Source organism: Aestuariibaculum lutulentum, from assembly GCF_032926325.1.
Classification (GTDB): Bacteria; Bacteroidota; Bacteroidia; order Flavobacteriales; family Flavobacteriaceae; genus Aestuariibaculum; species Aestuariibaculum lutulentum.
Window position 1 is genome coordinate 2,904,263 of the sequence record NZ_CP136709.1, and the last position, 19,593, is coordinate 2,923,855.

Here is a 19,593-nt window from a genome sequence, read left to right on the forward strand (position 1 = left end):
CATTGTTGGCAACAGTATTTTCATTCAATTATTTTGGCCAATTCGGTTCGAACTTTCGAATAACACAAGGTTTTTCGGTTTCAAAAATTCCTTTTTTATAAGCTTGATAGTGCAATTCGGTTAATTTTTCAAATTCTTTTTTTCGAAGTCTGTCAACTTTTCTAGGAGACATAAAATCGTAAGTAGAAGCCAAAAATAAAATTAGTTCTAGGTTTTCACATTCCGATGGAACTGTAACAACTGCCCATTCATAGCCCACTCCAGCAAAAATCAATTTACTCGTTTCATTAGGTACTTTAATTTGGAAATACCCATTCAAGTCAGTTTGTCCGATTTTGATTGTGTCTTTGTCGAATATTGTTATTCCAATGGCACTTTCTGAAAATTGGTCAATAGTTTTTCCTCTTAGAGTCCGTTGTCCAAATACAGAGAAGAAGCTAAAAAATAATGATATAAAAAATACTGTTTTAATTCTCAAAGTTTTCGGTTTTTCATATTGTTGCCAACGGTCTCGTATAACCGTCAGTTACGGGTTTATATGCGTTAATTTTCGGTTTGGCACGGACTTTAGCAATTCCGAGTGGATTCTAGCCTGCCCCGAGCGCAGTCGAGGGGTAGTCGAATCCGCGGTAATTGCGGTTATACATTGTTAGCATACGTTTTTTATTCAAATCTTATGTTTTCGTGAAACATCTTAATTTCTTTTCCATTTTCCAAAATCAATACACCTTTTCCAAATCTTATTCCGTCTTGAATTTCATTGAATTTTTCATTCTTATATTCAAATCCAATAATCCAACCGTTTTCAGTCTTTTTTGAATAAACAGCTTTTGAATTTAATAGATTGTGTCTTAATTCAGCTATTTTTTCAGGTGTTTGATATTGGTCAAGTATGTCAGAATCAATTTTCGTCTTTTTCAAGTCAATTATTTTATCAGAGTAGCCTTGTTCAATCACATAACTTTCCGCTATCTCAATTGCTTGATTTTTGGTCAGATTTTGAGTAGAAGCACAGCTTGTAAAAATCAATAAAATGTAAATCAGTTTAATATTTATTTTGTTCATCTCAAATGTATGCTAACGGTTTGTATATGGAAAGTTGCGGTTTTGTATGCGAGGATTTTCCGTAGGAAAATCAGAGTTTGCAAAACAAGCAACCTCCATCGGTTAATAACTAAACTAGCAATTTTTTATATACGGTGTTAGCTGTAGTTTTTATTTTTTCTAATTGTTAATGTTATGTCAACAATTATATAAGTTAAAACTATAATTATTCCAAATATTCTGTGTAATGTCATTCCTTCGTCCAAAAATCCAGTTATCGAGAGCCATAAAATAAAGAAGCAAAAAGGATAGAGCAAGAGTCTTGTCAGGATTTTAGTAAAAGTCCATTCTTTAATCTTTTCCTGTTTTGATTCCGATCTTGGCTTATTGGTCAATTCAGGATTATTTATTAATTCAATATTTTCAATTGCTTCTTTAAGTTCTTCAGTCAAAATTTTTGTCTCGTACTTTGTTACATTAAAGAAAAATAAATAGAAAAAAAATCCTAATAAAGAAATTCCGATTATTCCAATAACGGCAGGTTTAAATTCAGTAGTAAATATTAAAACTAGATTAAGCAAAATAAGAAACACAATTGATACTTTATTCAGAAGTTTGTAATACGGATTTTTCTCAGTTTTTATACCATTTAATTTGCCATTTAGGTCAAAAGTCAAACGGAAAATCGGATAGGCACCTCTTAAAAAGTGAGATGAACGCCAAATCAGAAGTTCATTTGGTTTGATTTCTCCACTGTATTTAGTTGTATTATAGAAAAATGCATCATTCCAATGATTTTTTAGAGTGCTTTTTTTGTTCTGAATTATTAATTTTTCGATGTCCTTTTTTTCTACCATAAAGTTGATTCAAAATTACAGCTAACGTTTATGTATAAGGAAAGTTGTGTGTTTGTGTGCGAGGATTTTCCGAAGGAAAATCAGAAGCTAGCAAACGAGAAACTAACTTTGGTTTAGCTAAAACTAGCAATTTTTTTTATACGGTGTTGGCAGTAGTTTTTATTTTAATGATAAATTGTTTTTTTGGTTTGTTTTGAAATAAAATTGAATATTTCTTTCCACTTTCGACTCGTTTTTTTTAAAACATAATTTCTATATTCAGAACCACTATTATAATTTGTAGATACTGTAATTATACAATATTCTTTATTTTTTGAAAAAATTGGGGTTGAAAAAGCATAATATACTTTGTGCTTATCCAAAAAAATAGGATTGCTTAATTCCATTTCCGTTTTGAACTCCGTTTTCGGAAGTTGGAGGTTTTTCCAGTCGGTTTGATTTAATTCAGTTGGCGGATGAGTAATAAGGTCAATCGGAAAGTTTGGGTCAGCGTTTTTTAAATCTCGTTTTTGGTAGTTCTGTAATTCAAAATCTCCAATTGAATATTCGATACTTTTATCCTGAACAAAATAATTGTCCTTTTCCAATAAAATATCTTTATAAATTTGATTTATCAATTCATTCAGTTCCGAATTTTGGCATTTTACTGAAAGTACATTTAACGATAATATCAGGAAAAAAGTTAATTTCATATTTCGATTTTCAAATTACTGCCAACGGTTGTGTATAAGGATAGTGCGGTTTTGTGTCCGATGATTTTCCGAAGGAAAATCAGAGTGACCAAAGACGCACGAACTTTTGATTAAGAACTAAACTAAGCATTATTTTTATACGGTGTTAGGCAACGTTTTTATTATTTTTTCAATTTCAGAATCCGTTTTGATTTTCTTACCGCTTTCTGTGAATTCATAAATTAATCGTTTTTCCGATATTCTTTTTAAAATCTTTTTGTCAATCAATAAATTCAAATATTTTCTTATTTCTTCCTTTGAGTTAGTCGTTGATTTGGCAACTTCTAAAAGTAAAATTGAAATATGTTCAATTGGTTTAGCACAATTATCGGAATGAAGCCACAATTCTTGGAATAGCCTTTTCATTGTATTAAATCTCAGCTTTCCAGTTTCTAAGTCCTCAATTATTTCATAGGTTTCAGTCAAGAATTTTTGATAGGCCTTTTTTGAAATTCCGAACAACCAACTTTGCCTTGGTTTTTTAGTAATTCGGTCAAACAAAAGTCTGATTTTAAAATCCTTGTCAAATTCAGGGAACTGGTCTAAAATTTCCCGCTTTGAAATTTGTCCCCTGAAAAACTTTCTTGCTAAATAAGCAGCATATTGTTTGTCTGATTTTTGTTGGTTTACGTTCATTTTTTCATATGTTGCCTAACGGTGTGTGTAAGGATAGTTGCGTTTGCGAGCAACTAACTTACTAAAAAAGGAACGAACCAGAGGAAAATCCGCAGGATTTTCCGAGTAGGCTAGAACCAAGCAATTATTTTTACACAGTGTTGTGCGTTCGTTTTTTTATTCAGTTCCAATATTGAAAATCCTTGTGTAATTTTCAAACTCGGTGTTTTTTAAACTTTCTTCAACGACTTTTTTTGCTATTTCAAAGTCCACTACCATACAACCAACTTCCATTGTTCCGCTTCCAATACTTCCGCCGTCAGTATGTCCAAGTCCAGTCCAGCCCAAAATCTCGGCCATTTTGTCTTCGAGTCGATGTCTTTTATCCAAATCTTCCTCAGTTCCAAATCCGTCTATTTTGTACTCAATTTCTAAAAAGGCATAATTTTCATCGTCAAATTCCGAATAGCCTTCTTTTATTTTTTGTTCCATTTCTTTTCGGATTTTAGTCGCATAATTTTCGAAAAGTCCAGATTTAATTTCTTTATTAAGACCTTTATTTCCGATTTCTCCCCAATGAACAATTCCAGTTTTAGTGTCTTTATCCCAGGTTTCCCAATAATGTAATTTATTGTCAATATTTTTATAGAGTTTAATCATTCCAAGTGGTTCTATTCCTTCTGTTATTTGTTTCTTTGGTTTGTGTTTATTTTTTTGTCCGCATGAGCTAATTAAAACACTAAGAACTAACATTAAAATCGGAAATTTTCTTTTCATCTAGGTAGTTCTTAAATGACGCACAACGGTTTGTATAAGATTAGTTGCGTGGTTAAGCAACGAATTTAGCAAATTCAAACCGAATAGAAAATCCGCGAGGATTTTCGTAAGTAGGCTCGTACCAAGCAATTAATTTTATACGTTGTTGTAGCACGTTATTATTCTTTCAATGCGTTTTCAATTTCTTTTTCAATTAACAATGAAGGTTCTTTAATATTTGAGTTAATTATTTTTCCGTCTTTTCCAATAAGTATATATCTCGGGATAGACTTTATATTATAGTTATTGCCAAATTCGGTTCGCATCCCATTTTGTATAAACAAGTTTTGTCCATATTCTTCATTTTCTTTATCCAAAAACGAAAGCCACTTGTCTTTTGAAGAATCTACAGAAACTAATAAAATTTTCACTTCATTATTATTTTTATATTTCTTTGCAAATTCTAATACTTTAGGTCTATGATTTATACAAGGACCACACCAAGTAGCCCAAGTGTCAATGAAAATTACTTTTCCAATCAAGCTTTCTAAGTTGAATTGATTTCCAAATTTATCCTCTGCTTTAAACAAATAGGCTATTTCACCATTTTGTGAGGCGTAAAAAGAAGAGGATGTTTGTTCTATTAAATTGTAATAAAGATTAGTCTTTTCAGAGTTTAAAGTTTGAGTTAAAACTTCTGTATTGAATAGTTTCTCGTGCTTTTCCCAATACGAAGGCATTTCAATCAATGCTTTGATATAGTTCGCTTTTAAAAAATCCGATAAATCTTTATGCTTAGTTTTGTCCTCAATAAATTTTAAAAAATCGGGGATACTTTCTAATGTTTGATTTTTTCTTAAATATTCAACTTCGTATTTATACAGATAAATATCGGGAAGAGATTTTAACGTCTTAGTAGCTTTTGGAATCTTCTCAATAAAGTTAAAATAATTGTTATTTGATGGCAATCTTTTAGAAATTCTGCCAAGCCAGAATAAAAAGGAATAAATCCTAGCATCGTTTTGAAAATAAAGAATTTCAGTAACTTCAGGACTAAATTGCTCTTTGAATTTATTAATTTCTTTTTCCCTGTCTTGTCTAAAATTCTCAAATATATTTAGAATAGAATCCGTGTTTTTTGTTGTAAATATGAACGAACTATTTTTTTGTATGAAGTCTAAATTACTTCTCCATAGATAATTAATTAAAGAATCACTTTTGTCATTTGTCGTTAAAGAAGAATCAGGTTTAGAAGATATATTTAGATTCCTATTTTGAGTTAATATTGTTAAATAACTCTTGTCTTCATTCTTTGTATGTATACTTGCAATTGTCGGTGCGTCTAATTGAATAGTTTTTGTTTTATCGTCCTTATTAATTTTTGTTATCGGTTTTTTTGTAATTAATTCAGAAATATAAAGTGTGTCTAATTTGTCTTTTGAGTTTAGTTTAATCTTTAATCCTGCATTTTGCTTTTTGCAACCATTTAACAAACATAAAATTGCAATTAATAAAATATATTTTGATTTCATTATTATGATTTTCGTAATGTGCTACAACGGTTAGTATATGAAAAGTAGGCGATTTAGAAGTGCTAATTTTCGGTTAAGCACAAAGTTTGATATGAGCCAAAAAGCTTGATTTTACTACTATTTCGCATATTTTATATACATTGTTACCACCAGTTATTTCTACATCATTGTGTAATTTTTAATATATGTTTTCCAATCTACGCCAAAAGGAATTTTTATAAAGTTGCCTTCTGGGGAAATCAATATTTTAGTTGGATATCCTGATACTTCAAACAAATCATTTGTCTGCTTGTCAATCTCGCTCACTGGAAATGTATAATTATTCTCAGTCATAAAATCAGAAAGGTTTTGAGAACCAAACGAGAAAGTATAGATTTTCAGCTTGGAATTTTCCATTTGTTGATTTTCTGAGTATAAAGATTGTAGTTCAGGTAATTCTTTACGACAAGGGCTGCACCAAGTCCCCCAAACATCAATATAAATCCAGTTTTCAGACTTTTGGGTTAAATCTAACATCTCCTTTTCAAATTGTATTTTAATCTGCGGTGCAGTTTTTCCCTTATAGTGTATATAACTTTCCCAGTAGATATTAAAAGCCTTATCGTTTTGTGTGATTTTATAAAGCTCTTTGAGTAAATTAAGATTATAATCTGAAGGTTCTCCAAACGTTATTTCACTAAGTAAATCTAACGCCTCGCTTTTACGATTATTATCAACTAAATATTTTTGATATTTTGTTTTGTAACCAATTTGTCTTGGATTGCCAGTTAGAAGTGCTGCATCATGGAAATAGGCCCTTGTATTTAATCTGTCGTTTAGGTCTGGACTAAAATCAGATGCTTCTTTTAAGTATTCTTCTTTATTACTAACATTTGAATATAAGTAATTATAACTATAAGCTATTAAATATCGATGCCATGCACGTTTTTCACTTTCTTTTCTGTCTGTTACAATTTGAATAATGTTAGGATATGTTTTTAAACTGCTTATATTCTTTTCAATTATTTCAACTTGATATTCATTGTTGGTTGCGTTTTTACTATCTAATTCTTTTAAAATCAAAAGGCTATATCTTTCTAATTTTGATACATAATTAGAACTATCACTTTGTAATTTTTTTAACTCTTGTTTTATACTTGTAAGTTCTTGTTCTTCTTTAGCAACAATTGCTTTACTCCAAAGATATATTGGTGCAATAATTTTATTAATCTCTTGATTTTCTTTATTCAATAATTGTTCAAGGTATGTTAACCCGTAATGTTGTGAATCGTCTTCCAGTTGTTGGGCAAGTGTATTATGAATCCTATCTATAAACATGGGTGGATAAAGTCTATATAATTCCAAAGATGACTCAATAGCTTTATCTATTTCCCCATTCCGCCACAAGCCAGATAATGAATTTGTTAAAGGAAATGCTTCTGGTGGAATCTGAGCAATATTTGTACTTACGATTAATAAGTTAATTGTAAGTGTCAGGATTAATTTTTTCATAGTTTTATTTTCAAATTATACTATCTTTTTTTAATTGGTGGTAACGGTTTGTGTATAGTTTCGTTGCGTGAAAATCCGCAGGATTTTCGGGTTAAGAAACTAAGGTAGCAAAATTGCGAGGATTTTCCGTGAGGAAAATCAGAAGCAATGAATTATACACGGTGTTGGCATTTCGTTATTTTATTTTTTTGATTTTCTACCATCCCCAATAAAAAAAGAAAATCAGAATTGGAGCAAAAAATCCAAATAGAACAATCCAATTGGAAGTCAAATGTTTTAAGAGGTTAGATTTTGTAAGAACTATAAATCTAAACTCGAATATAATAAACAATAAATAAAACCAAAGGTAGAAATATGCAAAAAAATATGCTCCCAAAAATCTAAAAGATTCAAAACTAACAACTAAACTTAAGCCCCAAATAATAGCACAAAATAAATTCAACAGTCTTACTGATTTAGTCCACTTAAATTCTTTAGGGTGAGTATTCAAATCATTCATAAAATCATTAATGTTTTAGGTTCATCTATTGCGTTAGTTCAGTAATGAATGCCAACGGTTGGTACATGTTGTCGGGGCGGATATCGGGGAGCGTTCCTGTCCGAAGGACATGGAACTGCGATGCGAGAATCCGCAGTTGGCGTACCACCGAACCCCGACCTGCAATATGTACTGTGTTATAGCCAGTTTTTTTTATTTTCAATTATCGTTTTTACAAAATTTTCGTCAAAACTATTTATCGTTACAAATTCATAATCAATGAAATATTTGTGTTTTAATCCATTAGTTTTTAGAATTTTTAAAATTGATTTTTCGGGTAGTGTTTCAATACATAAAGTATCTGGAACAGGCTTGTCAAATTGATAAATGATTAGTTGTCGTGTTTGAAGTTTTAATATTTCTTTTAGTCCATTTAAGTCTGTTTGTAAATCAAACTTCATATTGCGAACTGATAAGTTTTTCAATTCAAAATCAGGTTTGATTTTTATGTCCGATTTCCACCATTCAATTACCTCATTTGGATTAAACTTATGAATAAAAATGTAATCGTGCTTTTTGTCAAAGAGTGACCACAATTCATTTTCTGATTCTATTTCGATTGTTATTTCTTTCACAATATTTTGTTTATTCTTCTTGAAAATTCCGACCTATCTCTTTGTCGAATTCGATAATTAATTTTTCTAAAATCTCCAATGGTAAATCAATTCGGAATGTTGAGAATTGAATCTTCTTTAAATTATCATTTCTAAAAATCTCAGCGACTATTTCATCTTTATCCCAAAGTTCAATTCCAAGTCCATTCCTCACAATGTCACTTGCTATTATTGTCTTAAATCTGATATTGTCAACAGTAATTTCCATCATTTCAAAATTGGCTATAACGGTTGTGGTATGAGGTCGTGGTGGATTGTCGCCCGATTACCTGTCCGCATGGACAGAGGAATCTGGTGAGAATCCGCCGTAACTACCGACCACAGAACCCCACCATGCCTTATTACCACTTGTTAGCAACTGGCTTTTTTATTAAGTATATGAATCCAATAAATGTAATCAAGGTACTGATGAGCCACAATATATATCCTAATTTATATCCTGTTATTTGTCCATAATGTCCGGCTTCATCTTTCATTATTTCGCTAAAAAACAAGAAAATAATTGCAAAAAATGCTGATATGCCACTAAAAATCAAAGATGTCTTTATTTTATCTTTTGGTAATAACCAAGATAATATCAAAAGAGGATTTGCAATCCAACAATAACCAGCCCCCCCAACGATAAGTCCAACCCATCCATAGATCAATAAGTAATATCCATTCCAATAATCTCCGCAGTCATTGTCTACACAATAAGTTTTCTGTGTCAATGAAACTAAATAGATAATTAGACTGATGAATACAATTTTATGTCTTTCAGATATATTTTTCATTAATCTTGTTTTCCTCAATAGTCAATATTTGATGTGTGCTGCGCAAAGCTTGTTGCTAACGGTTAGTATATGGCAAGTAGGGCAGTAGAAAGCGATGAACTTTCGGATTTGCACTGAGCCAAAGCGTTGTATTTTGTTTTTATCTTATTCATTTTAAAAGCCAAATCAACGATTTGGCGGTGTTGGTAAACTGCACTGAACTTTCGTAACCCACCGAATGCCCTATTTGCTATATACTTTGTTACCAGCTTTTATTTTATTAATGTAATAAACTCATTCCCAAATTTTTCGGCAATCTCTTTGCCATAGTCAATTGAGATAGTTTCTTTATTCCATCTTGCTTTGTTAGTCCAATTATATGATCCATGTATGACAGTTTTAAAATCTATAATGCAAAATTTATGATGCATAATGTTTTTATAAATTCCGCTTGGCTTGACTCGCTTTGTTTCAAAAACATTTTCATATTTAAATCCATACTGATTATTTATATCATCATCAAAAACAACCAATCTAATATTTAAACCATCTTTAGACCGATTATATAATTCTTGCATCAAAACTTTGTCTGTGAACCAGGCAACAGCTACCCAAATTGTGAATTTTGCACTCCTTATTTGTTCCACGATTTGATTTTGAATATCCTCAAAGTGAATTTCTACTTCGATTTCTTCTGGCAAATCAGCACCTACAATTTTATATTTTCCCTCAAACTCTTCAATACGATAACCGTCTTGTGTAAGCAAAGGATTAATTTTTTCAACGGCTTGACTTATTATCAACGATTCATCTTGGGCAAAATGTCGTGGATCAAAAACCAATTCAATTAAGGTAATAATGTTTTTTGTTCCATTAATTTCCTTTAATTTTTTGTAGACATATGCATTCCTACTTTCATTTTCAGGCATACCTCCATCATAAATATCACGAATACCGACTTCATTGAACAGCTTGATAATTTTAGGACCGCTTAGATAAGGAGTTAGTTCACAATCACCCGAGATGAATTCTTTTATACTATTTAGTGTGAAGTCAGTTAAATTCATTTTGAATTTGCTTTGCTAAAGATTGTTTTTGTAAAAGTTAACGCGTTCAACATTTTGACCATTTTGTGAATATTCATAGCAAGCAGATTTTCTCTCGTTTTCATTTGGGATTAGCACGGAAACTACTTCGACTTTATTCACTAGTACTTCCCAACAAGGCTTAAAAGTTTTATTACCTGCCCAGTATAGGTCTGCAAGAGCATTCAAAGTTTCTTCACTGCCTAAAAATCTATTCATTACCTCTGTCCAGTTCATATCTCCTCTGTGATATACAACTGTGTCTAGAAGACCTTGAACTTTGTAGATTTTTGAATTAGTCATGACGCAAGAAAATCTTAAAGCATCTGATAGCTCCGGGAATACAAAAAGACCATTTCCTCTATTGGCATTATTACCTTCAGGTTTTCTTGCTTCAAGAGCATCCTCTATTGTCTGATCAAACCCTTCTCCTTCATGATATGATTCATCAGGAGGACCTATCTCATCATCTATAGTAAAGTTTCTTCTATCTACTCTGTACATATATTGGATTTTTTAATTGCTGGTAACGGTGTGTATATGGAAAGTTGCGTGTTTGTGTGCGAGGATTTTCCGAAGGAAAATCAGAAGCTAGCAAACGAGCAACTAACATTGGTTTAGCTAAAACTAGCAATTTTTTATATACGGTGTTGTAATTAGTTTTTATTTTAAATTCTCATTCGTAATTCTCAATTCGAATAAATCAAAGTTTTTTGGTGTATTCAAATTATCGATTATTGTCCAGTCCGAATTTAATATAGGTGAAATAGTCAGAATTAAGGTTTCTGTATTAGGGTCTGTTGTATAAAACTTAAATTCATTAAAAACCTCGTTAGGTTTTGGGCTTAGACCTATAACTCCCCCTTCAAATATCATTTTTGATCCTTTACTTTGAATTATTTCACTTTCCTGTTTGTTTGAATAATCGTCAGATAATGTAAATTCTAATTTGAGGTTCGAATCACTTTGATTATTAATATAAAATTTTGAAAATCCTCCTGGGTCAGTTATAGTATTGTCATCATTATTTTCACAACTTAAGAGGCTAAAACTGATAATTAGTATATAAAGATATTTCATGTTTTCACAAATTAATTACAACGGTTTGTATAAGATTAGTGTGGGAGGAGGACTACCGCAAGATTGTCAGCCGAGCCACAAGCTTATACTTATTTAGTGTTTTTATTTTTGTCGACGGAAAATACTCAAATAAGTTTAAGCGGACTTTATAAATAAACCTAAACTTTGTCTAAACCATAAAAGCCACATTAATTTTATACGGTGTTGGCATTAGTTTTAATCGAGGATATTGTTATATGTCTATATCCAAGACCTTTCTCATATAATCCTCCATCTTTAAAATTTCTATTTATGAGTTTCACCATTTTCATCTACTTTATATTTCCACCATTCACTAATATACTTTACAGGTTTATCTAAATGGATTATTGAACGTTTAGGATTGTCTAACCAATACTCTACAACAAATAACTGCCCCTCTTCAACATTTGTATATTTTGTATTTGAATCTTCTTCTTGATATTGACCTTCTACATAAAATCTATCTTCAATCCAAAATTTATAAACCATATTTCTGAAAAACCAACTATTATAACTTACTAGTTTTCCTACAGTATAATTTACTAACTCACCTTCTTGGAAGACAGGGAGTTCTCTATATATTTTATTTTCAGAAGGATTATCTCTATTATACTCTAATTGAAATTTTTCTTCATATACATAACTTTCCTCTATACTAACAGAATATTCCTTATCATTAACAATATAAGTGGCTACAGCACTACCACTAGCTTTTGGACCCGAAGTATAACCTGTTACTGTAGTTATTGTTTGTTCTTTATCAACACTATCCCAATACTTATTATCTTGATGAGATTTTATTTTATAAATCGTAATACCTAATGTAAAAACAAGAAGTAAAGCAACTATTAATTCTTTTAAAAATTTTGAAATATTATAATTATTCATATTTAATAATCTTCATCTTTCACAAAGCTAACAACACACCTTTTTGGAAAATAAATTATCCCCAATCCTGATGTATTAATCTAAATTTTTTTATTTATCCTGTTTTTTAATTAATGCCAACGGTTTGTGTATAGTTTCGTTGCGTGAAAATCCGCTAGGATTTTCGTGTTAAGAAACTAAGGTAGCAAAATTGCGAGGATTTTCCGTGAGGAAAATCGGAAGCAATGAATTATACACTGTGTTGGCAGTAGTTTTTATATTTTAATTCCAATATTTCTTACAATTGAATCTAATTCATTTTTATACAGCCCTTTTTCCAATTTTGCGTAAGAACATCCAATTGATATCCAACCTTTATTCGTTAGCAAAATCTCATAGTCTACACTTAATACTTTACCATTCATATTATATTCCGTTTGAAGTTGAAGAGAATTATACTCACCTAAGGAACTTTTTCTTATACTTATTAATTTTGGAATTGCCCTTTCATCTTTAGATTCCCAATGGTGAAACTGGGATTTTAATTCATAATCAGTATAATTTGATAGTAACTCATTTATATTTTGAAAATCAGAACTTTTGTATTTTCCAAATAGAAGTTCTTTTTGTTTACTTATAGCAATTGAGGCATATCCTGAATCTCGCATAAGTTTATAAACATAAAAATTAGGTCGGTTTATTTTTGATTCAGACCAGCCTTCTATTGGTTCTATTTGGCCAATTATCTTTTCTGGAGTTAATGACTCTTTTTTCGTAGAACATTGAAAAGATGAAATTATTATAAATAGTAATAATAGATATTGGGATAATATTTTCATTTGCACAAATTACTGCCAACGGTATGTGCAAAGTTAGGTTTGTAGGAACCAATCTACAAATAAGGCCAGACCTCTGCAAACTTTATTTTGCATAGTGTTATGTGCCGTATTTTTATTTTTCTAATATCAACCAAAAAATAAATAGAGGGCTACCGTATGGTCGGCTTGCAAATCATTTTAAGATCAAAACGAAACGAATCCCCAGACCTTTTACTTTTAGACTGCCTTCCGTCTAAGGGTTGAAGGTGAAAATAACTTTGTAAGTTTCTTAATATCAGTGGGTATGGCGTTCTAAACCCTTGACTTTGTCAAATTTTTTTACGAACTTCGACCAAGCACTTAGTAATGTGACCACATTTGGATAGTCTAACACCGTGGTACTCTCCATGATGCTCAGCATCCAGTGCTTGAGTAAAATGCCATTCAGGCTTTTATATCCCACTAATTTTAAGATGTCCATAGCCCTTATCCGTTCCTCTTAAGGCTTTTCATTCGGTAAGTTTTGACCTTATAGCTGCCCATATGGCACCTAACGGTTTGTATATGGAAAGTTGCGGTTTTGTAAGCGAGGATTTTCCGCAGGAAAATCAGAAGTAGCAAAACAAGCAACCTCCATCGGTTTAGAACTAAAATAGCAATTTTTTATATACGTTGTTACCACACGTTTTTTATTTCGGAATGTAGAACTTTTTATGTCCAATCCAATTATTTAAAAATTCTTTGTCAGCCAAATGGGTGAACCAAATTTGGTCATTTCCTGTTTTATATTCCAATTCCATTATTTTTCCGCCAACCTGTGAAACGAACTTTCTTATTTTCTCTCTGTTTTCTGTAAAATCAGGGTCAATTGCTGCCGAAAAATCCACAAATCCGTTTTCAATTTCCATTACTTTGGACATCAATTCCGCAATAAATTTATGTCCGAATTTTTTGTTAGTCCAAGCCATAAATCCGATGTAGCATTTTGGAATAAAACCAAGCTTTTTTTCAAATTCAGCTTTTGATTCCGAGTCAAAGTCCTCGTCCTGTTCCGCATCCGAGTAATAAATTCGGAAAGGGCAATCTTCTCCATTATTTTCAACTCTTATATCATAATCCAAGTCATTTTCCAATTCAAATTCTCCACAGGATTCAATTGTTTCTCTAATCAGACTTTTTGATTGTTCAGATAAGTAATTTTTGAAATAAATCAGATTTGTAAATCCTCCCATTGCGTTTTTTTCAAATGTGTGGTAACGTCTTGTATAAGATTAGTGCGCGAGACGTTGTTATAAAATATTGCACTAATTTAATCTAGCGTATTAATTTTATACGCTGTTGTAAAACGTTTTTATTATGGGTTGGGTAGCTAAAACAAATCCTTTAGATAAACTAAGTAGCGATGAAAGAACTCTTGGCGCTTGGAGTGACGGAATAGACAAAAGAGTTAGAGAAATATCAAATTTCAATTTCCCTTTTATCACGAAAGAATATCGAGAAGGAACTATTGACGATTTGATTTCGGCTACTGAATTATTGGTTAAAGACGCTAAATTGTACATACAATGGCTAAATGACCTTAAAGATTCGCAACACGTCTAATTAAAGGCTTTTTATTTTTATTAGTAACATTTATACATCTTAACTCAATTATGTTTTCGTCTGGATTTACAATTATTATTTCTTTAACACGATAAAAATTATCATTCCATTCGATTTTATCATCAACTTTAGTGGTGTTTTGTAATACAACGTTTGGATGTTGTTCTGATTTAGCTGTTATGATGTAATTAACTTTATTATCCATTATATTTAAGTTATGAGTTTAAAAAATCCGAATACACACAAGAGTAAGGTCAGTTTATTTATAGACAATCCAAAAGTCCAGTTTTACATAGCTTTAATTGCTTTTATCATTTCAATATCCACATTAATATTGAAGATAACAGAGACGCTATAGCTAGCCAAAAACCCCACTTACCATACTTAAATGATTCTATTGTTTTATTTTCAATAATTTCTTTAACGTCTTTTTCTCTTTTTTCTTCTTTTTCTAATTCTGAAAATGATTTGAATTTATAAGCGCCTTTAGTTAATATATACTTAGTGTCTCCACCACTAATATCTTTGAATTTAACTAGATTGTATTCGTCACGAAGAATAGTCATTATTTCTCTCTTTTCTGAAAATCCTAATTTGATTTTAGCTATTTCATTGTCTCTAAAATAAGCAATACCTTTATTAGACTTCATTATAGATATTATTTCTTCAGCTATCTTCTTATAGTCTTTATCCACTATACTTTGTTTTAGAATGTTTTACAACGGTTCGTATAACCGTCAGTTATCGGTTTAGTTTACTTTGTTTTTCCGTTAAGAACTGGTGTTAGCAATTCCGAGTGGATTCGGACGTAGTCGAATCCGCCGTAATTGCGGTTATATAGTGTTGTGTGCAGTTTTTTTATTTTCCATTAACTTCTTTAATAAGGTAGAGACTTCTTTGTAATTAGTTAAATTATCAAGAACGCATATATCCTCTTCAAAACTAATTCCTCTATTTTCAAATAAATCTTCAACTTCTCCTAATATAATATATCCTCTATCATTTCCACTATTTTCATAGTTGATTTCATTAATGTTTTTAAACTCTTTCTGTTTTATAATGTTTCCATTTTTTAAGAACAGAACTCTTTCGTTGGTGATTAAATATGTTATTCCGTTAGTATTATTATACCTGTTATAAACCGCCTTTAGCATAAGAAATAGAATTATTATTCCAAATGCCAGAAATCCAATATGTTCAGTAAATCCAACTGTAAAAGCTATGGTAAGAATAAAGATTCCGGTAAAGATTTTAAAAAGGTCATTAGCGTGTAGCATTATTCCTTTTTTAGGTATAACTTCTAATTGAATATTTTCATTAGCATTTAAAATTGGGACAAAACTCATAGCTTGTTTATACTGTATTTCTCAAATTGCACACAACGGGTTGTATAAGGTTTGTTGCGTGAAAATCCGTGAGGATTTTCGGTTTAAGAAACCAAGATAGTGAAATTGCAAGAATTTTCCGTTAGGAAAATCCGAAGCAATAAACTTTATATGGTGTTGTGTATAGTTATTTTTTTGCAAATAAATTTATTAGAGTTAGGACTCTTTCTTTTACAAATGAACATTTCTCACCGTATACCATTAGTTTAAAATCATTCGGTAAAAAGTCAACTTCACCTGATTCTTTTTGGTATTCATCTTGCATTTTTAGGAAGAAAGCGTCTCGTTCCTTAAGCCATTGCCTTTGTTGTTTTATTAGGTTTTCGGAGTTGGTTTTGTTGTATGTAATAATAAGGTCTTTATAGACAATATTCAGCATGCTATCCAATTGGGAGTAATAAGCCTTTTCTGTTTGTAACATACCAATTCCTGTATCCAGTTTTTCCTGATTTATTTTAGTCAAGTTGTCTAATGCCATTTTGTAATCAGTAACCTCTTGTACTAAAGCTTTATCAGGGTCAGAAATATTATCAATCTTGTCTTTTTTTTCAGTGTTGTGACAAGATATAAATAGGAGTAGGAGCGGTAAAAATAGTTTTGTTTTCATGATTTAGGGAATTATACACAACGTCTTGTATAAGATTAGTGCGCGAGACGTTGTTATAAAAAATTGCACTAATTTAATTTAGCGTATTAATTTTATACGCTGTTGTAAAACGTTTTTTATGTCGGTTAATTCTAAAGATATAGTTGTAATTAATATACATCAAGATGATATTGATTTAGAAAACTTACAATCATGGCAAGTTTATGGTCACAGGTATCCTTTTAGTAGTGCCGAAAAACCATGTAAGCCTTTCTACACTCTGAATCCCAATGAAAGTCAAAATTCTTAAATAAATCTACTCCTATCATAAAATCAGCAGGGTATGTTAAATCTTTCATTTCTAAACACTTTACTTCAGGTATAACCATATTTTCATAATACAAATGCACTTTATAAGCGTTTGTTTCTTCTTTTTCTAAAGACAATGGATTTAATATATTTGTTTTTCCATAAGAATTAATTTCTAACGCACTTGCTAAGTGTGGTTTTATTAAAGAACAATCTGCTCCTGTGTCAATAATTACTTTGCAATCGAAAGCGGATTTGTCTGTTATAGGATTTGATATATCCATATAAAAGTAAAAGAATCCATTATCTTGAATTTTTAAATCTATTTTAGTTTTTTCTGTTTTCTCCACTATACTTTGTTTTAGAATGTTTTACAACGGTTTGTATATGATTTGTGCGGCTTAAAATCCGCAGGATTTTCAGTCGTAACAAATAGATTATTAAAAATATTAAACTTTAAATTATGAGAAAAATTAAGCATAAATTATATACGGTGTTGTGCAACGTTTTTACTTCTTCAGCTCTTTATTCAGTCGTTCATTTTCTTTCTCCAGATTTTGCACTTGATTCTGAAGGTCGAGTAAATAAGTGGACATATCTGATACTTTTTCAGTTAGTTTTGATTGGGCTTCAGTTAGTCGGATTATGGATTCGTTATAGTTAGGCTTATCAACTAATAATTCAGTCGCAATAGGAATTAAACTTATAATGATAGCAGCAACAGTTAAAAATATAGAAACCTTATATTGTTTATCAGACGTTTTTGATTGTATTTCAGCAGTTTTTAATTGCGAATCTATTAAATCACGAATTTCTATTTGTGTTTTTTCAGAACCGCTTAATAAATCAAAAGTTGGATAGTTCATATTTTAGTTTTTTCAAATGTTGCACAACGGTTCGTATAACCGTCAGTTATCGGTTTGGTTTATATTGTTTTTCGGTTTAGCACTGTCGTTAGCAATTCCGAGTGGATTCGGACCTAGTCGAATCCGCCGTAATTGCGGTTATATAATGTTGTGCCTAGTTTTTTATATATTTTTTGTCATTAGGAATTCCCCTAACCCAAGTTTTAAAGCCAACTCTTTTTCAGTTAGTTTTAAAATGGTTAACTCAGTCGTAGTTTCTTGGGGGATTTTGAGAATAATCTTTTTAGAATCTTTTGTCAATTCCCACTTGCCCTTTTGATTTTCTCCCATCATGTATGCTTCAAATTCACCATTATGATTAAAAGTAAAAGTCATTTTATTGATTATTTCCGATTGTAGCATTGCTAACCCAGCTTCATCAATTTTGTCTTTATTATATGCGTCTTTAAAAGTCCATTTACCAACAATTAATTCATTTGATTGAGAAAATGCCGTATTTGAAATGCAGACAAAAAGTAGTAGGATAAGTAGTTTTTTCATATTTATATTTTTCAAATTAGGCACAACGGTCTGGCTAAGCGTAGTGCGGAGGCAAAGAAACTTTTCGTTTCCATCTGCCGACATAGCTAAAGCTTATTGTTTTGCTTTTTCTTTTTTTGTTCAAAGCTAAATCCATAAGATTTAGCTACTTTATAAATATACACAGACCTTTCGGTTTCGCCTTTAAGCCCGCATACGTTTAGGTATTGTTAGCTACTGTTTTTATTTAGTTTAATTTTCTTTTTTGTCTTAACATTTTTCAATTTCAGTTTTTCTTTTTCATTCTCTAGAATAACAAATTCCTTTATTTCTCTTTCACCGATTTTCACGCCAATTAAACCCTTATAATATTCCTCAAAACTTAAGCTCTCATTTTCTTTTACGTTAAAAAGAATATAGCTCTCCCTGACAAATTCGCTATTGTCAATTAAATCAAAAGTCAGGATTAGTCTGTTACCTGAAATTTGATAATCACCTTCTTCAACAATCCCAATGTCAGTTATAATTTCTGATATAAACCTTCCTTTTCCGTCAAAATCAAGACATAGAGAAACCCGACCCATGAAGTTCTTTTTTCTTTTTCCACAAAATTTTCCTTCAATATTTTGTCCATATACACAAACATTAAATAGACCTAATAATACTAGAATTGGAAACTTCATTTATTGTTTTTTGAAATTGTAGCTAACGGTTCGTATAACCGACAGTTATCGGTTTGGTTTACTTTGTTTTACGGTTTAGCACTGGCGTTAGCAATTCCGAGTGGATTCGGACGTAGTCGAATCCGCCGTAATTGCGGTTATATATTGTTGTATGTAGGCTTTTATTTACCAATCTTTTTCAATTAGAAAAATTTTTTTATTTTTTATATATCCCAAGATAAAACCTTCGTTAGTATAATAGATAGAATCTAATAAAATCGTTTTATCAGACGCAAATTTAGAAGAGAATCCAAATCCATATTTCCCTCTAATTCTTCTCGTCATTATTTGTTTTTGCTCTATACTATTAAGCATATGTTCAAATTCAGTTGTGTCATTAACAGTAATAATTGCGGCTTCCCATCCATCGTTTAGTCCGCTTAAATAGTCCTTGTCAGATATCTTCCCAGATTTTGGAAATTCAGATTTTGTATAAGTTTCAAATAATTGTTTTAATCTTTTGTCGCTAGGTTCTTTATTGCCAAATATTGAATTTAGCCAGATAAGAAAAATTATACCTACCAATACTGGAATTAAGATTAAAGCAACAATAATTTTTTTAATGTTTTTTCTCAAAACTTACATTTTAAAAATTGGTTTTCTCAGCTTACATACAACGGTTACGTATAAGAATAGTGCGTAGTTTGAGTGCGAGGATTTTCCGAAGGAAAATCAGATGCAAGCAAACAAGCACTAACTTTAGATTAAGGAATAAACTTACGCATTATTTTTATACAATGTTACCTAGTGTTTTTTAATAGTTATTCCATTTTTTAGGAATTTTGTATATTCTGTAACCTGTT

27 protein-coding genes are annotated in these 19,593 nt (G+C 30.8%); 1 reads left to right on the forward strand and 26 read right to left on the reverse strand.

Annotated elements, in window-relative coordinates; translation table 11 throughout:
* Positions 1-28: 28 nt before the first annotated feature.
* The 17 genes from R1X58_RS12360 to R1X58_RS12440 form a co-directional block, all read right to left on the reverse strand.
* Positions 29-478 (reverse strand): carboxypeptidase-like regulatory domain-containing protein, encoded by a 450-nt coding sequence (locus tag R1X58_RS12360; protein ID WP_317292983.1) that lies wholly within the window; start codon positions 476-478, stop codon positions 29-31.
* A gap of 185 nt (positions 479-663) precedes the next feature.
* Positions 664-1,065, reverse strand: a complete 402-nt coding sequence (locus R1X58_RS12365) for a hypothetical protein (RefSeq protein ID WP_240575455.1) — start codon at positions 1,063-1,065, stop codon at positions 664-666.
* A 137-nt stretch (positions 1,066-1,202) separates the two neighbouring features.
* A complete protein-coding gene (locus R1X58_RS12370) occupies positions 1,203-1,901 on the reverse strand; it encodes a hypothetical protein (RefSeq protein WP_232395852.1) in 699 nt (232 codons plus the stop codon).
* 164 nt (positions 1,902-2,065) lie between these two features.
* Entirely contained in the window at positions 2,066-2,593 is a 528-nt protein-coding gene (locus R1X58_RS12375; protein WP_240575457.1) for a hypothetical protein, read from the reverse strand.
* A 135-nt stretch (positions 2,594-2,728) separates the two neighbouring features.
* A complete protein-coding gene (locus R1X58_RS12380; RefSeq protein ID WP_240575458.1) occupies positions 2,729-3,268 on the reverse strand; it encodes a hypothetical protein in 540 nt (179 codons plus the stop codon).
* A 156-nt stretch (positions 3,269-3,424) separates the two neighbouring features.
* Entirely contained in the window at positions 3,425-4,024 is a 600-nt protein-coding gene (locus R1X58_RS12385; RefSeq protein WP_240575460.1) for a hypothetical protein, read from the reverse strand.
* Positions 4,025-4,182: 158 nt separating this feature from the next.
* A complete protein-coding gene (locus R1X58_RS12390) occupies positions 4,183-5,535 on the reverse strand; it encodes a TlpA family protein disulfide reductase (RefSeq protein WP_240575465.1) in 1,353 nt (450 codons plus the stop codon).
* A 159-nt stretch (positions 5,536-5,694) separates the two neighbouring features.
* Complete coding sequence (locus tag R1X58_RS12395; protein ID WP_240575467.1) at positions 5,695-7,026, reverse strand: TlpA family protein disulfide reductase; 1,332 nt, start codon at positions 7,024-7,026, stop codon at positions 5,695-5,697.
* A gap of 675 nt (positions 7,027-7,701) precedes the next feature.
* On the reverse strand, positions 7,702-8,139 hold the full coding sequence (locus tag R1X58_RS12400) for a hypothetical protein (protein ID WP_240575469.1): 438 nt from the start codon (positions 8,137-8,139) through the stop codon (positions 7,702-7,704).
* 10 nt (positions 8,140-8,149) lie between these two features.
* A complete protein-coding gene (locus tag R1X58_RS12405; RefSeq protein WP_240575471.1) occupies positions 8,150-8,389 on the reverse strand; it encodes a hypothetical protein in 240 nt (79 codons plus the stop codon).
* Positions 8,390-8,519: 130 nt separating this feature from the next.
* Complete coding sequence (locus R1X58_RS12410; RefSeq protein ID WP_240575473.1) at positions 8,520-8,951, reverse strand: hypothetical protein; 432 nt, start codon at positions 8,949-8,951, stop codon at positions 8,520-8,522.
* A gap of 251 nt (positions 8,952-9,202) precedes the next feature.
* A complete protein-coding gene (locus R1X58_RS12415; protein ID WP_240575474.1) occupies positions 9,203-9,997 on the reverse strand; it encodes a phospholipase D-like domain-containing protein in 795 nt (264 codons plus the stop codon).
* Between the two features lie 15 nt (positions 9,998-10,012).
* Positions 10,013-10,519, reverse strand: a complete 507-nt coding sequence (locus tag R1X58_RS12420; RefSeq protein WP_240575475.1) for a hypothetical protein — start codon at positions 10,517-10,519, stop codon at positions 10,013-10,015.
* 159 nt (positions 10,520-10,678) lie between these two features.
* A complete protein-coding gene (locus tag R1X58_RS12425) occupies positions 10,679-11,095 on the reverse strand; it encodes a hypothetical protein (RefSeq protein ID WP_240575479.1) in 417 nt (138 codons plus the stop codon).
* A gap of 285 nt (positions 11,096-11,380) precedes the next feature.
* Entirely contained in the window at positions 11,381-12,004 is a 624-nt protein-coding gene (locus tag R1X58_RS12430) for a hypothetical protein (protein ID WP_240575480.1), read from the reverse strand.
* Positions 12,005-12,258: 254 nt separating this feature from the next.
* Entirely contained in the window at positions 12,259-12,822 is a 564-nt protein-coding gene (locus tag R1X58_RS12435) for a hypothetical protein (protein WP_240575481.1), read from the reverse strand.
* Positions 12,823-13,490: 668 nt separating this feature from the next.
* Entirely contained in the window at positions 13,491-14,033 is a 543-nt protein-coding gene (locus R1X58_RS12440; protein ID WP_317292984.1) for a DUF6368 family protein, read from the reverse strand.
* 124 nt (positions 14,034-14,157) lie between these two features.
* Here R1X58_RS12440 and R1X58_RS12445 point away from each other — a divergent pair, with 124 nt between their 5' ends.
* Positions 14,158-14,403, forward strand: coding sequence for a hypothetical protein (locus tag R1X58_RS12445; RefSeq protein WP_240574639.1), 246 nt, complete (start codon positions 14,158-14,160; stop codon positions 14,401-14,403).
* Here the strand turns inward: R1X58_RS12445 and R1X58_RS12450 are convergent.
* The 9 genes from R1X58_RS12450 to R1X58_RS12490 form a co-directional block, all read right to left on the reverse strand.
* Positions 14,381-14,608 carry a hypothetical protein gene (locus tag R1X58_RS12450; protein WP_240574638.1) on the reverse strand — a complete coding sequence of 76 codons (228 nt, stop codon included), beginning with the start codon at positions 14,606-14,608 and terminating at the stop codon, positions 14,381-14,383. The two genes, R1X58_RS12445 and R1X58_RS12450, sit on opposite strands and share 23 nt — an antisense overlap.
* Positions 14,609-14,714: 106 nt before the next feature.
* A complete protein-coding gene (locus R1X58_RS12455; RefSeq protein ID WP_240574637.1) occupies positions 14,715-15,098 on the reverse strand; it encodes a hypothetical protein in 384 nt (127 codons plus the stop codon).
* A gap of 138 nt (positions 15,099-15,236) precedes the next feature.
* A complete protein-coding gene (locus R1X58_RS12460; protein ID WP_240574636.1) occupies positions 15,237-15,749 on the reverse strand; it encodes a hypothetical protein in 513 nt (170 codons plus the stop codon).
* 166 nt (positions 15,750-15,915) lie between these two features.
* Entirely contained in the window at positions 15,916-16,395 is a 480-nt protein-coding gene (locus R1X58_RS12465) for a lysozyme inhibitor LprI family protein (protein ID WP_240574635.1), read from the reverse strand.
* 221 nt (positions 16,396-16,616) lie between these two features.
* Positions 16,617-17,033, reverse strand: coding sequence for a hypothetical protein (locus tag R1X58_RS12470; RefSeq protein ID WP_240574634.1), 417 nt, complete (start codon positions 17,031-17,033; stop codon positions 16,617-16,619).
* A 159-nt stretch (positions 17,034-17,192) separates the two neighbouring features.
* Positions 17,193-17,549, reverse strand: coding sequence for a hypothetical protein (locus tag R1X58_RS12475; RefSeq protein WP_240574633.1), 357 nt, complete (start codon positions 17,547-17,549; stop codon positions 17,193-17,195).
* 162 nt (positions 17,550-17,711) lie between these two features.
* Positions 17,712-18,089, reverse strand: coding sequence for a lipocalin family protein (locus R1X58_RS12480; protein WP_240574632.1), 378 nt, complete (start codon positions 18,087-18,089; stop codon positions 17,712-17,714).
* 209 nt (positions 18,090-18,298) lie between these two features.
* The gene (locus R1X58_RS12485; RefSeq protein ID WP_240574631.1) at positions 18,299-18,751 is read right to left on the reverse strand and encodes a hypothetical protein; all 453 of its coding nucleotides are present in this window, start codon (positions 18,749-18,751) and stop codon (positions 18,299-18,301) included.
* A gap of 165 nt (positions 18,752-18,916) precedes the next feature.
* Positions 18,917-19,366, reverse strand: a complete 450-nt coding sequence (locus tag R1X58_RS12490; RefSeq protein ID WP_240574630.1) for a hypothetical protein — start codon at positions 19,364-19,366, stop codon at positions 18,917-18,919.
* Positions 19,367-19,593: the final 227 nt, after the last annotated feature.